The following is a 14,155-nucleotide window of genomic DNA, read 5'->3' on the forward strand; positions in this document are numbered from 1 at the left end:
CTGCTCGTAAAACAGAAAAATTATCGTTTTAAAGTGTAGGTAATGTCGATCATCAATGGTGGCATTCTGCCTGAGGTTTGCTGTCAATTACCTCAAGACTAACGCTTTCGACGTTAGAACATGACGATTGACCTTCTGTCATCCAAAAAACCAGCGTAATAATTGCACTTTGTGTGCTGGAGTCTATGAAGTATGCCAAGCGAGTCTTCTAAAGCTGATGGGCTAAAGCCTGCCGAACTGCATGAAGGAAGGTTTCAAAATGAGGGCGCCAGACCGGCCGCCAGCTTGGGTAAAACCTTAGGCATTTTTTGGAAAATGCTGTTTCAAAAGCCTTCATACACCCGACCTCATGCGCCGATTCCGGTGAACCTGCTGACCCGCGAAGCCTTAGAGAAAGCACCAGATTTCAGCGTGTTTCGACTCGGGCACTCAACAGTGTTGCTTAAACTCAAGGGCAAGTTTTGGCTGACCGACCCGGTGTATGCCGAGCGAGCTTCGCCTTTGCAGTGGGCTGGCCCCAAACGCTTTCATGCGCCGCCAATCACACTCGATGAGCTTCCACCCTTAGAAGGCGTGATCCTTTCGCATAACCATTACGATCATCTTGATCAAAAAACCGTACTGCTACTGGCGGCCAAGACGCGGTACTTTTTGGCTCCGCTAGGGGTGGGTGATCTATTAATCAAATGGGGCGTACCCGCACAGAAAGTACAACAGCTGGATTGGTGGCAAGAAACCGAGCGTGACGGTATTCGATTTATTGCCACGCCGTGCCAGCATTTTTCCGGTAGAGGCTTGTTTGATCATAACCAGACGCTGTGGGTGTCATGGGTGATGATCATTGATGATGTACGGATTTTCTTCAGCGGTGACACTGGCTATTTCGACGGTTTCAAATTGATCGGCGAGCAGTTTGGCCCCTTTGACCTGACCCTTATGGAGACGGGGGCTTACAACGTTGATTGGCCCGATGTGCACATGCAGCCTGAGCATAGTTTGCAAGCCCATATCGACCTGAAAGGCCGTTGGTTGCTGCCGATTCACAACGGTACTTTCGATTTGGCTTTTCATGCCTGGTATGAGCCGTTTGAACGTATTGTGGCATTGGCTGCGCAACGCAATGTCCTTATCACAACGCCTGCCATGGGCGAGGCGTTCAATTTGTTGCAACCTCATGAAGGCCAAACTTGGTGGCTAGACGTGCAAGCCCGCAGCAACGAATCTACCTAGCAGGCTGGCCTGTGAGGAGCGAGTTATTTACTCGATAAGGGCAACATCTTTGCGGTCAAAAGGGGCGGGAGTGGAACCACGAATATTGCTGCCCCGGCTAGGTGCAAAGCCGGGGAAAAACACCAAGCCTTCGGCTTCGAGGGCGTAGGCGATGGCCAGACGAGTCACATCGCGCATCTGCTCCCCTGCTTCAAATCGTTGGATGGCCGACGCCGAAGCCCTTGAGTGCAGGCTCAGGTCTTGAAGGCTCCAGCCGAGCATTTCTCGCGCTTGAGCACAGTGCAGCGGGGTGAATTGATTAATAACAATGCGTTCAAACGTGCTGCGCATGGCTGAGGTGTGCATGAGGGATCTCCGAGGCTGAGTCAATGCTTGAAATACACTGTGTTTTTATACAGTTGTTTTCGGCGCTGTTCAAACTCATTTTTTGAATCAGTTCGGATAAGCAGGCGCTACTATTTAGGCCCATTGTTGCGCCAAGCAAGGGTCGAAAACTTCGATATAAAAATCGTGTAAGAATCTCTCGGGCAGCAGAACTGCAGGCTGCCGCCAGATAAACCCCTAGGGCTTTAAGCCAAGCGCTAGGTCAAAAAAAGGGCCACCTTGCGGCAGCCCTTTTCATCAGCAGTCAGATCAAGCCCGGAATCAATCCCAGCTCAGTGCGCCACCAGTTTGATACTCAATAACCCGTGTTTCGAAGAAGTTTTTCTCTTTCTTCAAGTCCATGATTTCGCTCATCCATGGGAAAGGGTTAGTAGTGCCTGGGTATTCTTCTTTGAGGCCGATTTGCGACAGGCGGCGGTTAGCGATGAACTTGAGGTAGTCCTCCATCATGGCCGCGTTCATGCCCAATACGCCGCGTGGCATGGTGTCACGTGCGTATTCGATCTCGAGCTGAGTGCCCTGCAGGATCATTTGCGTCGCTTCTTCCTTCATCTCGGCGTCCCACAGATGCGGGTTTTCGATTTTGATCTGGTTGATCACATCGATACCGAAGTTCAGATGCATGGATTCGTCGCGCAGAATGTACTGGAACTGCTCGGCAACCCCGGTCATTTTGTTGCGTCGGCCCATCGACAGGATCTGAGTAAAGCCGCAGTAGAAGAAGATGCCTTCCAAGACGCAGTAGTAGGCGATCAGGTTGCGCAGCAGTTCTTTGTCGGTTTCTACGGTGCCGGTTTCGAATTTCGGGTCGGAGATCGAACGGGTGTACTTCAGGCCCCAAGTGGCTTTTTTAGCGACTGACGGGATCTCGTGGTACATGTTGAAGATCTCGCCTTCATCCATGGCCAACGATTCGATGCAGTACTGGTAGGCGTGGGTGTGGATCGCCTCTTCAAACGCTTGGCGCAGGATGTACTGGCGGCACTCAGGGTTGGTGATCAGGCGGTATACGGCCAGAACCAGATTGTTGGCAACCAGGGAGTCAGCAGTAGAGAAGAAGCCCAGGTTGCGCATCACGATGCGGCGCTCGTCGTCGGTCAAACCCTCTGGGTTTTTCCAGAGGGCGATGTCGGCGGTCATGTTGACTTCTTGCGGCATCCAGTGGTTTGCGCAACCGTCCAGATACTTCTGCCAAGCCCAGTCGTACTTGAACGGTACGAGTTGGTTGAGGTCGGCACGGCAGTTGATCATCCGTTTTTCGTCAACGGCAACGCGAGCACTGGCGCCTTCGAGTTCTGCCAGACCTTCAGCGATGTCGAGCTTGTCCAATTCAGCCTTGGCGCGCTTGATGGCAGCCGAATCGGTAGCCGTGACTGCGCGGGCCTCTTGAGCAGCAACGCCGCCAGCGGCGTCAAGGCGGTCCATATTGGCTTCGGTTGCGTGGCCAGCGTTGGCGCCTTTAACGGCGGTTTCGGCTTCGTCTTCTTTGTCGAACTCGTCCCAGCTCAGCATGACGTGTCGTCTCCTGCGTGAGGGCCTTGTGCCCGTGTGGTAACACTGATGATAGGTTGTGCACACGGCCCAGAGGCCACTTGGATCTATGAAATGTTGCTGCAGTCGCGATATACGCACGCACAAACATGAATATGTTCGGGGCTAACTCGCCGTTACTCGAGGGATGCACGTGTTTCTGCATCTCGCCCTGGCCTTTGAAGCCGGAGTAGCTTGGTCGGCAGCCCGCTCAAAGGGTTTTTGCACCCGTTGGGGGGCGCAAGTATACGGCTTTTGTACAACCTATTTCAGCCAGTTTTTTTCTGAGAAGAAGCGACGAAGTGACTAAATTTTCTCAAGGCTAAGCATAGCGGGCGTTGGCGGGCAAGGAGGGTGCTACGGGGATTTTTTCGGGGCAGACTAAGCCCGGTCGAAACCGGGCGTTAAGTCGAGGCGGGCTAGCTGAAGCGATGGCCGCGGGTGCGATCGTAACCGTCTTCGGCGAAAGCAGCTGAACGAGTGTTGTCGTAACCGTCCTCAGCCAAAGAGGCCGAGTGAGTCGTGCGAGAGCCACCCTCAACAAAGTGGGCTGAGTGAGTACGGTCATAACCGTCGCCAGCCATGGCAGTACCGGCAATAACTGAAAGACTTAATGCCATAATTACAGCGAGTTTCATTTAATGACTCCTGAGTGATTAAGGTGCAGGCAGCGCGTGCTGCAATCAATACGATGACGCATTGGAAGTTGCAGTTAAGTGGGGGGGTTAATCATTTAAATAGTTAAGTTAATTGCGTGATTAACAGTGTGTTCGCCGTCCATCAACCGTTGGAGCAACCGTTACCCATGACGCGGTACTCGAGGGTGTGCTTGATGCCTTGCGAGTCCTCGTAAACCATGCGGGCCGGCACCACTTCGCAAACGCTAGGCACTTCGCTCATGGAAATGACTTTGGCAATATCAAGTTCCGAAGCGTAGGAGTAGTGCTCGACAACCGGTTGTTGCGCTGCTTGAGTGTTGGCTTCATCTGCAAAAGCACTGAGGCATACACTGCTAAGTGCCAGAACTAATAACGCTTTCATTTCTTCTATACCTGTTTAAAGGGCGAGTTGGGTCGCGCGGACATTGAGCGACTGCCTGTGAAACTTGATAAGTTGGAGCGATTAACATGCCGTCGTGGGGGAGGTTACTTAGTTAATCGCAGTGCCTTGGTTGGCGAGGTGAATTTTAGGGCGCTGCCTTATGGGCATATAGAGGGGCTTTTGATAAAGACTGTTGACAAATTCTGCAACAATCGTCGAAAACAGGTTGTGCTTTCAGGTGTTTCAAATCTGGCAGCGATGGCTTACGCGCTGTAAACACCGGTCTTGAGCCTCGCATAGTAAAAGCCATGAATTTTTTAGGTGTTTCTTACTACCAACGTCGAATGGATCTCACGCCAAGGCCCAGATACAACTGGGTCATAAAACAACAACTACAAATATAGAGGTATGAAACATGAGTGCCGCTTCCCTGTATCCCGTACGCCCTGAGGTTGCAGCTAATACGCTGACTGACGAGGCGACCTACAAGGCGATGTATCAGCAATCCGTGGTCAATCCGGATGGCTTCTGGCGCGAGCAAGCCCAGCGTCTCGATTGGATCAAGCCGTTTACGACTGTTAAACAGACCTCTTTCGACGATCACCATGTCGACATCAAGTGGTTTGCCGACGGCACTCTCAACGTTTCCTACAATTGTCTGGACCGCCACCTGGCTGAGCGCGGGGATCAGATCGCGATTATTTGGGAGGGCGACGACCCTTCCGAGCAGCGCAACATTACCTACCGCGAGTTGCACGAAGAAGTCTGCAAGCTGGCTAACGCATTGCGCGGCCAAGACGTTCATCGTGGCGACGTCGTGACTATCTATATGCCAATGGTTCCAGAGGCGGTTGTCGCCATGCTGGCCTGTACCCGTATTGGCGCTATTCACTCGGTCGTTTTCGGCGGCTTCTCGCCCGAAGCACTGGCGGGGCGAATCATCGACTGCAAATCCAAAGTCGTGATCACTGCCGACGAAGGCATACGTGGCGGCAAGCGCACTGCATTGAAAGCCAACGTTGATGTGGCGCTGACTAACCCTGACACCTCCAGCGTGCAGAAAATTATCGTGTTCAAGCGTACGGGTGGCGACATTGCCTGGTACAAGCACCGCGATATTTGGTATCACGACTTGATGGCGGTGGCCTCGACCCACTGTGCGCCAAAAGAAATGGGCGCCGAAGAAGCCCTGTTCATCCTTTATACCTCCGGCTCCACAGGTAAGCCGAAAGGGGTGCAACACACCACGGGCGGTTATCTGTTGTATGCCGCGTTAACCCATGAGCGCGTATTCGATTACCGTCCGGGTGAAGTCTATTGGTGTACCGCGGACGTCGGCTGGGTGACTGGGCACACCTATATTGTCTATGGCCCGCTGGCCAATGGCGCGACCACGGTGTTGTTTGAGGGTGTGCCGAACTACCCGGATATCACCCGTGTGTCGAAAATCATCGATAAGCACAAGGTCAATATCCTCTACACCGCGCCAACAGCGATTCGCGCCATGATGGCTGAAGGCCAAGCAGCGGTAAAAGATGCCGACGGCTCAAGCCTGCGTTTGCTGGGTTCGGTGGGTGAACCCATCAATCCTGAGGCTTGGAACTGGTACTACACCACTGTTGGCAAAGAGCGCTGCCCCATTGTGGATACTTGGTGGCAGACCGAAACCGGTGCTTGCCTAATGACCCCGCTGCCGGGTGCGCATGCGCTCAAGCCGGGTTCTGCGGCGCGTCCGTTCTTTGGTGTGGTGCCAGCGTTGGTAGACAACCTCGGCAACCTGATCGAAGGGCCAGCCGAAGGTAACTTGGTGATACTGGATTCGTGGCCGGGTCAGGCGCGTACGCTGTACGGCGATCATGATCGTTTTGTTGATACTTATTTCAAAACCTTCCGTGGCATGTACTTTACGGGCGACGGCGCGCGTCGCGATGAAGACGGTTACTACTGGATCACCGGTCGTGTGGATGACGTGCTTAACGTTTCCGGCCACCGCATGGGGACGGCCGAGATCGAAAGCGCGATGGTTGCGCACGCCAAAGTCGCTGAGGCGGCGGTTGTCGGTGTGCCGCATGACCTCAAAGGGCAGGGCATCTATGTCTACGTCACGCTCAATGGCGGTGAAGAGCCGTCCGAGGAGCTGCGTCAGGAGTTGAAAAACTGGGTGCGTAAGGAAATCGGTCCAATTGCCTCGCCGGATGTTATCCAGTGGGCTCCGGGCTTGCCTAAAACCCGTTCGGGCAAAATCATGCGTCGCATTCTGCGCAAAATTGCCACAGGCGAGTATGACGGTTTGGGAGATATTTCGACCTTGGCGGATCCGGGCGTGGTTCAGCAACTGATCGACACTCACAAGGGCATGAAGGCCGCGTAACGGCCCTTCTTATTTCGCTCGTTGAGCGATCACATTCCCTCCCCTTAAAGCTGCCGCAGGCTACGATCTTTTAAAGATCAAAAATCGCAGCCTGCGGCAGCTCCTTGGCTCGGTGTTGCCCATACAGGTGTTACCTCGTGTGTAACCGTGTGCCCAAAAAAACGTCCATATGCTACTAAAGGCACTGTTTTAGAGCTCTTGGGCAGCCCTCATTAAATAAGATGAAACGCTACACTTGCCGGAATAGAAGGGTTTGCGAATAATAGGCCCGCTATTTGCAACTCATATAGGTTCTATATCTTTTGCTCTTGCACTAATTTGAAGAGCTGTCAATGCTTTGGGTCGTCTTTCTCGGTGCATTTGTAATATGTTGTCGCATTGAGGAAATAACGGCTTGAAGCCTGTCGTTAGAATGCCGATCACTCGCTCGTCGTCGTTGGTGTGCTGAATGTTGTTCAACACCTGAAGGACGTGGCGCCGCATTCCCGGTTTAACCTCCGCATATTGGGCTCAGGCTCACTCTGCATTTTTTGCCCTTTACCGATGGAGTCCTAAGATGAAGAAACTCGTGCTTCTTGGCGCCTTGGCACTGTCCGTGCTGTCCATGCAGGCTTTTGCTGACACAAAGCCACTGAAAATTGGCATTGAAGCCGCTTACCCTCCGTTCGCCTCTAAAGCACCAGACGGCAGCATTGTTGGCTTTGACTATGACATCGGTAACGCTCTGTGTGAGCAGATGCAAGTCAAATGCGTTTGGGTTGAGCAAGAGTTCGACGGCCTGATCCCGGCGCTTAAAGTGCGCAAGATCGACGCTATTTTGTCTTCGATGTCGATTACCGACGATCGCAAGAAATCGGTCGATTTCACCAACCGTTACTACCTGACCCCAGCCCGCCTGGTGCTGAAGGAAGGTACAACTGTTTCCGATTCTCTTGATGAGCTCAAAGGCAAGAAAATCGGCGTACAGCGCGGTTCGATCCACGATCGTTTCGCCAAGGAAGTATTGGCTCCTAAAGGCGCCACCGTTGTGCCTTACAGCTCGCAGAACGAAATCTATCTGGACATCGAAGCGGGCCGTCTAGACGGCACTGTTGCAGACGCCACCCTGTTGCAGGAAGGCTTTCTGGATGCTCCGGCTGGTAAAGGCTACGCGTTTGTCGGCCCAGCGTTTACTGACGCCAAATACTTTGGTGATGGCATCGGCATCGCCGTGCGTAAAGGTGATACAGAGCTGAAAGACAAAATCGACGGTGCAATCGTAGCTATCCGTGCAAACGGCAAGTACGACGAGATCCAGAAAAAATACTTCAACTTCGATATTTACGGCCCTGAAGCCAAGTAAATCATCGCGGCTGTAAGTCTGAAATGGCGCAAGCGACAGGATGTCTGAAGTTTGCGCCATTTTTTATTCAAATTTTCGAGCTAATTTTTCGAGGGCCGGAATCATGTTGAAAGGCTACGGGGCTGTCATCCTCGATGGCGCTTGGCTGACGCTTCAACTCGCCTTGTCGTCCATGGCCTTGGCCATTGTTCTAGGTCTGATTGGTGTTTCAATGCGGCTGTCGCCAGTGCGCTGGTTGGCCTGGTTGGGTGATCTGTATTCAACAGTCATTCGCGGGATTCCCGATCTGGTGCTGATCCTGCTGATTTTCTACGGCGGCCAGAATTTACTGAACAACGTCGCGCCGATGCTCGGTTATGACGACTACATCGACCTGAATCCGTTTTCAGCCGGTGTTTTCACCTTGGGCTTTATCTTTGGTGCGTACTTGTCCGAAACCTTTCGCGGCGCTTTTATGGCGATCCCTAAAGGTCAGGCCGAAGCCGGTATGGCGTATGGCATGAGTCGTTCCCAAGTATTTTTTCGGGTGCTGGTGCCGCAGATGATTCGCTTGGCGATTCCCGGTTTCACCAACAATTGGTTGGTGCTGACCAAAGCCACAGCCTTGATTTCGGTAGTCGGTTTGCAAGACATGATGTTCAAGGCCAAGCAGGCAGCGGATGCTACCCGCGAACCCTTTACCTTCTTTTTGGCCGTGGCAGCGTTGTACCTGGTGATGACCAGTGTTTCGTTGCTGGCGTTGCGACAACTTGAAAAGCGCTACTCGGTAGGCGTAAAGGTGGCTGAACTATGATCTTCGACTACAACGTCATTTGGGAGAGCATGCCGCTGTACCTGAGCGGGATGGTTGAAACACTTAAGCTGCTGGGCATTTCGCTGTTCTTTGGCTTGCTGGTGGCACTGCCGCTGGGCTTGATGCGTGTGTCGAGGCGTCCGTGGGTCAATTTTCCGGCGTGGCTCTACACCTATGTGATTCGCGGCACGCCGATGCTGGTGCAGCTGTTTTTGATCTATTACGGCCTGGCTCAGTTTGACGCGGTACGTGAAAGCTTTGTCTGGCCCTTACTGTCCAGCGCCACCTTTTGCGCCTGTTTGGCTTTTGCGATCAACACCAGTGCTTACACCGCCGAAATCATCGCCGGTAGCCTCAAGGCTACGCCTCATGGCGAGATTGAAGCCGCTAAGGCGATGGGGATGTCGCCGGGCAAAATGTATCGCCGTATTTTGTTGCCATCGGCCATGCGCCGCGCGCTGCCGCAATACAGCAACGAAGTGATCATGATGCTCCAGACCACCAGTCTTGCGTCCATCGTGACCCTAATCGACATCACCGGGGCTGCGCGCACCGTCAATGCGCAGTACTACTTGCCGTTTGAAGCCTATATCACCGCAGGTGCGTTCTACCTGTGCCTGACCTTCATTCTGGTGCGCCTGTTCAAATTGGCAGAACGCCGCTGGCTGGGCTACATGGCCCCACGCAAGGCTTGAGAGTTGAGCGGCGCTCAACGTCTGACCCACTGTATTTGTGAGAACCGACAGCATGTACAAACTTGAAGTCCAAGACCTGCATAAGCGCTACGGCAGTCATGAGGTGCTCAAAGGTGTGTCTCTGGCAGCCAAAGCAGGTGATGTGATCAGCATCATCGGTTCTAGCGGGTCAGGCAAAAGTACCTTTTTGCGCTGTATCAACCTGCTGGAGCAACCGCACGCGGGCAAGATCCTGCTCAATAACGAAGAGCTGAAGCTGATCGCGAAGAAAGACGGCGCACTGGTCGCGGCTGATCCAAAGCAGTTGCAGCGCATGCGTTCGCGTTTGTCGATGGTGTTTCAGCATTTCAACCTGTGGTCGCACATGACTGCGTTGGAAAACATCATGGAAGCGCCCGTGCATGTGCTGGGCATGTCTAAGACCGAGGCGCGGGAAAAAGCCGAGCATTACCTGAATAAGGTCGGTGTGGCCCACCGTAAAGATGCCTATCCTGGGCATATGTCCGGGGGTGAGCAGCAACGTGTGGCCATTGCCCGTGCGTTGGCGATGGAGCCGGAAGTGATGCTGTTTGACGAGCCGACCTCGGCACTTGACCCGGAGCTGGTGGGGGACGTGTTGAAAGTCATGCAGGACCTCGCTCTCGAAGGTCGGACCATGGTGGTGGTAACGCACGAAATGGGCTTTGCGCGCGAAGTCTCAAACCAGTTGGTGTTCTTACACAAAGGGGTCGTAGAAGAGAGTGGCAACCCGCGTGAAGTACTGGTTAACCCGCAGTGCGAGCGTTTGAAGCAGTTTTTGTCGGGCAGTCTTAAGTAATTAACCGCGTCGCGAGACTGCTTTTTTGCACCAACTTAGTGCATGCTTCCCCGATTAGCGGTGGCGGATCTAGCTTGGTGGTTGCCACCTTCGGCATTAACACTGTTTACGTTTCGGATTGCATGCCATGACTGCCCATCGAATAGGTTTTCTGATTTGGCCCAGCACCAAAGCACTGACGCTGGCGCTGGCTGAGGAGGCCTTGCGTGTTGCTCAGCGGGTGCACCCTGAAGTGGCTTACGAGCTGGTGTTTCTAAGTGCCGAAGCACCGGCTGAAGCCATCGCGGGTGGTTGGCAATTGCCGGGTGAACCGTGGGCCGGAAAGCTTGAGGGGTGTCAGAAACTATTTCTGGTGGCTGATGAGCCGCCAGTCGCGATTGCGCCCGCGCTCAGCAGTGCGCTCAAGCAACTGGTGCGTGCAGGCTGCGTGATTGGCGGGTTGTCGGCGGGTGTCTATCCTTTGGCGCAACTAGGCTTGCTTGATGGCTACCGAGCGGCCGTGCACTGGCGCTGGCAGGATGACTTTGCTGAACGCTTCCCTAAAGTGATTGCCACCAGTCATTTGTTTGATTGGGATCGTGATCGTTTAAGTGCCTGCGGTGGCATGTCAGTACTTGATCTGTTGCTCGCTTTGCTGGCTCGAGATCACGGTGCGGAATTGGCGGGAGCAGTGTCTGAAGAGTTAGTGGTCGAACGGATTCGAGAGGGTGGCGAGCGCCAGCGTATTCCGTTGCAAAACCGCTTAGGTTCCAGCCACCCGAAGCTGACTCAGGCCGTGCTGTTGATGGAAGCCAATATTGAAGAGCCGCTCACAACTGACGAGATTGCGCAGCATGTGTGCGTGTCGCGTCGTCAGTTGGAGCGTATTTTTAAACAGTACCTCAACCGTGTGCCGAGTCAGTACTACCTTGAGCTGCGCTTGAACAAGGCGCGTCAAATGTTGATGCAAACGAGCAAGTCGATTATCCAGATCGGTTTGTCATGCGGGTTCTCCTCGGGGCCGCACTTCTCCAGCGCTTATCGAAACTTCTTTGGTGCAACGCCGCGCGAAGATCGTAATCAGCGTCGCAGCAGCAGCCCGTTCGAATTGTCATCAGTGCCTTCCGAGCGCGGCTAACTCGCTCTCTTTTTTGTGTCGCTTGCGTTGCTGCGGCCTTTGTTTGCGTAGGAGCTGCCGCAGGCTGCGATCTTTTGATCTTAAAAAGATCGCGAGCAATCGAGCGTCGACCGGCTGCTCCTACAGTCCATATTTGTGATCTTTTTTGTGTCGTCATATGGATGCACGCAGGCTGGCGCTCATTTGGCTTGAGAACATAGTTGCTATCGTTCGTGCGTAACCGAGTTTTTTCTCGTTACAAAAGGCTTTTCTGGGTGCGCGTAGCGTTTAAACTGCGTCTTTGCGATGCAATATGTCGCATTGCTATAAACCCTGTAAAACCGCGGTTTAGCGCTATAAGAAGTTGTCGCTTGGCGGCAAGGCCGCGTCATCATCTGTCCTTACAATCCCCCTACCGCTCGCCATTTTAGGCTGGCGTTTCTCATCAGGAGACTCCGATGTCCGTTGAGCAAGCCCCGGTGCAACGCGCCGATTTCGATCAGGTCATGGTTCCGAACTACGCACCTGCTGCTTTCATTCCTGTGCGTGGCGCCGGTTCCCGAGTCTGGGACCAGTCGGGGCGCGAACTCATCGACTTCTCAGGCGGTATCGCGGTTAATGTTTTGGGTCACGCCCACCCGGCGCTGGTTGGCGCCTTAACCGCGCAGGCGAATACTCTGTGGCACGTATCCAATGTGTTCACCAACGAGCCTGCTTTGCGCCTGGCTAAAAAACTAGTGGATGCGACGTTTGCTGAGCGTGTGTTCTTCTGTAACTCGGGCGCCGAAGCCAACGAGGCTGCTTTCAAGCTGGCCCGTCGTGTAGCGTTCGATCGTTTTGGTGAAGAAAAATACGAAATCATCGCGGCCCTCAATAGCTTTCACGGCCGCACGCTGTTCACGGTCAACGTGGGCGGGCAGTCGAAATATTCGGACGGCTTTGGTCCAAAAATCACCGGTATTACCCACATCCCGTTCAATGATCTTGACACGCTAAAAGCGGCCATTTCAGACAAGACCTGTGCCGTGGTGTTGGAACCTATTCAAGGTGAGGGCGGTGTGCTGCCAGCCGAGAAGGCTTACCTGCAAGGCGCTCGCGAGTTGTGTGACAAACACAATGCGTTGCTGGTGTTTGATGAAGTGCAAACCGGCATGGGCCGCACTGGCGAGCTGTTTGCTTACCAACATTACAACGTGACCCCCGACATCCTGACCAGCGCCAAAAGCTTAGGCGGTGGTTTCCCGATTGCAGCCATGTTGACCACTGATGCGCTAGCCGAACATTTGGTGGTGGGTACTCACGGCACCACCTACGGCGGCAACCCGCTGGCGTGCGCCGTGGCCAATGCTGTGATCGACGTGGTCAACACTCCTGAAGTGTTAAAGGGTGTTAATACCAAGCGCGAGCTCTTCAAAACCCGCCTTGAGCAGATCGGCCAGCAGTACGGTGTATTTACGCAAGTGCGCGGTTTGGGCCTGTTGATTGGCTGCGTGTTGAGCGATGCCTGGAAGGGCCGCGCCAAAGACATCTTCAACGCGGCAGAAAAAGAAAACTTAATGATCCTGCAAGCTGGGCCGGACGTCGTGCGTTTTGCGCCAAGCTTGGTGGTGGAAGATGCAGATATCACCGAAGGTTTGGACCGTTTTGAGCGTGCAGTAAAAAGCCTGATCGTCTGATCTACGCCTCCCTCTGAAGGAGCGAGCTTGCTGGCGATTTTTAAATAACTCGCAGCAAGCTCGATCCTACAAAGGCCCTATTTTTATTTTCTGGATTAAGGAGTGACACCATGCTGGTGATGCGCCCCGCGCAAATGGCTGACCTGAGCGAGGTACAGCGTCTGGCTGCGGACAGCCCGATTGGTGTCACTTCATTGCCGGACGATCTCGACCGTTTGCGCGATAAGATCGCCGCGTCCGAAGCCTCGTTTGCTGCCGAAGTCAGTTTCAATGGCGAAGAGAGTTACTTCTTCGTTCTAGAAGACACGACCACTGGCAAGCTGGTGGGTTGTTCGGCCATCGTGGCGTCGGCCGGGTACTCTGAGCCTTTTTATAGTTTTCGTAACGAGACGTTCGTTCACGCCTCGCGTGAATTAAAAATCCATAACAAAATTCACGTGCTTTCGCAGTGTCACGACTTGACCGGCAACAGCCTGTTAACCAGCTTTTACGTGGTCCCGGATTTAGTGGGTACAGCCTGGTCCGAGCTTAACTCCCGAGGTCGTTTGTTGTTTGTGGCCAACCACCCGGAACGCTTTGCTGATTCGGTAGTGACCGAAATCGTCGGCTACAGCGATGAACAGGGCGACTCGCCGTTTTGGGATGCCATTGGTCGCAACTTTTTCGATCTGAACTATGCCGCCGCTGAGCGTCTGTGCGGGTTGAAAAGCCGCACCTTCCTCGCCGAACTGATGCCGCATTACCCGATTTATGTGCCGTTGCTGCCAGACAGCGCTCAAGAAGCGATGGGGCAAGTACACCCGCGGGCGCAAATCACTTTCGATATTTTGATGCGCGAAGGTTTCGAGACGGATCATTACATCGACATTTTCGACGGAGGCCCGACTCTGCATGCGCGGATTTCGGGTATCCGTTCAATCGCTCAAAGCCGCGTGGTTCCAGTCAAGCTCGGTGAGCCGGTGAAAGGTGGCGGTCGCCAGTACTTAGTGGCAAATGCCCAGTTGCAGGATTACCGCGCCGTACTACTGGAGCTCGACTGGGCGCCGGGCAAGCCGATCACCCTGGATCTGGAAGCGGCCGAAGCACTTGGCGTTGGCGAAGGTGTCAGCGTGCGAGTGGTGGCGGTTTAACGCGTTTGAGCGAGTGTCACGGGGGTCGCCAGCGAGCCCTGTTTAAGGAG

The 14,155-nt window shown here is 53.8% G+C and carries 13 protein-coding genes; 9 read left to right on the forward strand and 4 right to left on the reverse strand.

Annotated features, from left to right (window positions below; all coding sequences use genetic code 11):
* The first annotated feature begins 192 nt into the window (after positions 1–192).
* Positions 193–1,230, forward strand: coding sequence for an MBL fold metallo-hydrolase (locus AQS70_RS01140; RefSeq protein ID WP_055101113.1), 1,038 nt, complete (start codon positions 193–195; stop codon positions 1,228–1,230).
* Positions 1,231–1,257: 27 nt separating this feature from the next.
* Here AQS70_RS01140 and AQS70_RS01145 read toward each other — a convergent pair whose 3' ends face one another.
* The 4 genes from AQS70_RS01145 to AQS70_RS01160 all read right to left on the reverse strand — a co-directional run bounded on the left by AQS70_RS01145 (position 1,258) and on the right by AQS70_RS01160 (position 4,185).
* On the reverse strand, positions 1,258–1,575 hold the full coding sequence (locus AQS70_RS01145) for a helix-turn-helix domain-containing protein (protein WP_055101114.1): 318 nt from the start codon (positions 1,573–1,575) through the stop codon (positions 1,258–1,260).
* A 300-nt stretch (positions 1,576–1,875) separates the two neighbouring features.
* Positions 1,876–3,126 carry a ribonucleotide-diphosphate reductase subunit beta gene (locus tag AQS70_RS01150; RefSeq protein WP_055101115.1) on the reverse strand — a complete coding sequence of 417 codons (1,251 nt, stop codon included), beginning with the start codon at positions 3,124–3,126 and terminating at the stop codon, positions 1,876–1,878.
* Between the two features lie 437 nt (positions 3,127–3,563).
* Entirely contained in the window at positions 3,564–3,782 is a 219-nt protein-coding gene (locus AQS70_RS01155; protein ID WP_055101116.1) for a hypothetical protein, read from the reverse strand.
* Positions 3,783–3,924: 142 nt separating this feature from the next.
* Entirely contained in the window at positions 3,925–4,185 is a 261-nt protein-coding gene (locus tag AQS70_RS01160; RefSeq protein WP_055101117.1) for a DUF2790 domain-containing protein, read from the reverse strand.
* 415 nt (positions 4,186–4,600) lie between these two features.
* On the opposite strand from AQS70_RS01160, the gene acs reads away from it, so the two are divergent.
* The 8 genes from acs to aruF all read left to right on the forward strand — a co-directional run bounded on the left by acs (position 4,601) and on the right by aruF (position 14,105).
* Positions 4,601–6,556 carry an acetate--CoA ligase gene (gene acs / locus AQS70_RS01165; RefSeq protein ID WP_055101118.1) on the forward strand — a complete coding sequence of 652 codons (1,956 nt, stop codon included), beginning with the start codon at positions 4,601–4,603 and terminating at the stop codon, positions 6,554–6,556.
* 556 nt (positions 6,557–7,112) lie between these two features.
* Positions 7,113–7,898 carry an ABC transporter substrate-binding protein gene (locus AQS70_RS01170; protein ID WP_055101119.1) on the forward strand — a complete coding sequence of 262 codons (786 nt, stop codon included), beginning with the start codon at positions 7,113–7,115 and terminating at the stop codon, positions 7,896–7,898.
* Positions 7,899–8,001: 103 nt separating this feature from the next.
* Positions 8,002–8,691, forward strand: coding sequence for an ABC transporter permease (locus AQS70_RS01175; RefSeq protein WP_055101120.1), 690 nt, complete (start codon positions 8,002–8,004; stop codon positions 8,689–8,691).
* Positions 8,688–9,386 carry an ABC transporter permease gene (locus AQS70_RS01180; protein ID WP_055101121.1) on the forward strand — a complete coding sequence of 233 codons (699 nt, stop codon included), beginning with the start codon at positions 8,688–8,690 and terminating at the stop codon, positions 9,384–9,386. Before AQS70_RS01175 ends, AQS70_RS01180 begins: the two co-directional genes overlap by 4 nt.
* A 52-nt stretch (positions 9,387–9,438) precedes the next feature.
* Positions 9,439–10,203, forward strand: coding sequence for an ABC transporter ATP-binding protein (locus AQS70_RS01185; RefSeq protein ID WP_055101122.1), 765 nt, complete (start codon positions 9,439–9,441; stop codon positions 10,201–10,203).
* A 127-nt stretch (positions 10,204–10,330) separates the two neighbouring features.
* A complete protein-coding gene (argR, locus tag AQS70_RS01190; protein WP_055101123.1) occupies positions 10,331–11,320 on the forward strand; it encodes a transcriptional regulator ArgR in 990 nt (329 codons plus the stop codon).
* A gap of 437 nt (positions 11,321–11,757) precedes the next feature.
* Positions 11,758–12,975, forward strand: coding sequence for an aspartate aminotransferase family protein (locus AQS70_RS01195; RefSeq protein ID WP_055101124.1), 1,218 nt, complete (start codon positions 11,758–11,760; stop codon positions 12,973–12,975).
* A gap of 110 nt (positions 12,976–13,085) precedes the next feature.
* Positions 13,086–14,105 carry an arginine/ornithine succinyltransferase subunit alpha gene (gene aruF / locus AQS70_RS01200; protein WP_055101125.1) on the forward strand — a complete coding sequence of 340 codons (1,020 nt, stop codon included), beginning with the start codon at positions 13,086–13,088 and terminating at the stop codon, positions 14,103–14,105.
* Positions 14,106–14,155: the final 50 nt, after the last annotated feature.

It is taken from the genome of Pseudomonas endophytica (assembly GCF_001411475.1).
GTDB lineage: Bacteria > Pseudomonadota > Gammaproteobacteria > Pseudomonadales > Pseudomonadaceae > Aquipseudomonas > Aquipseudomonas endophytica.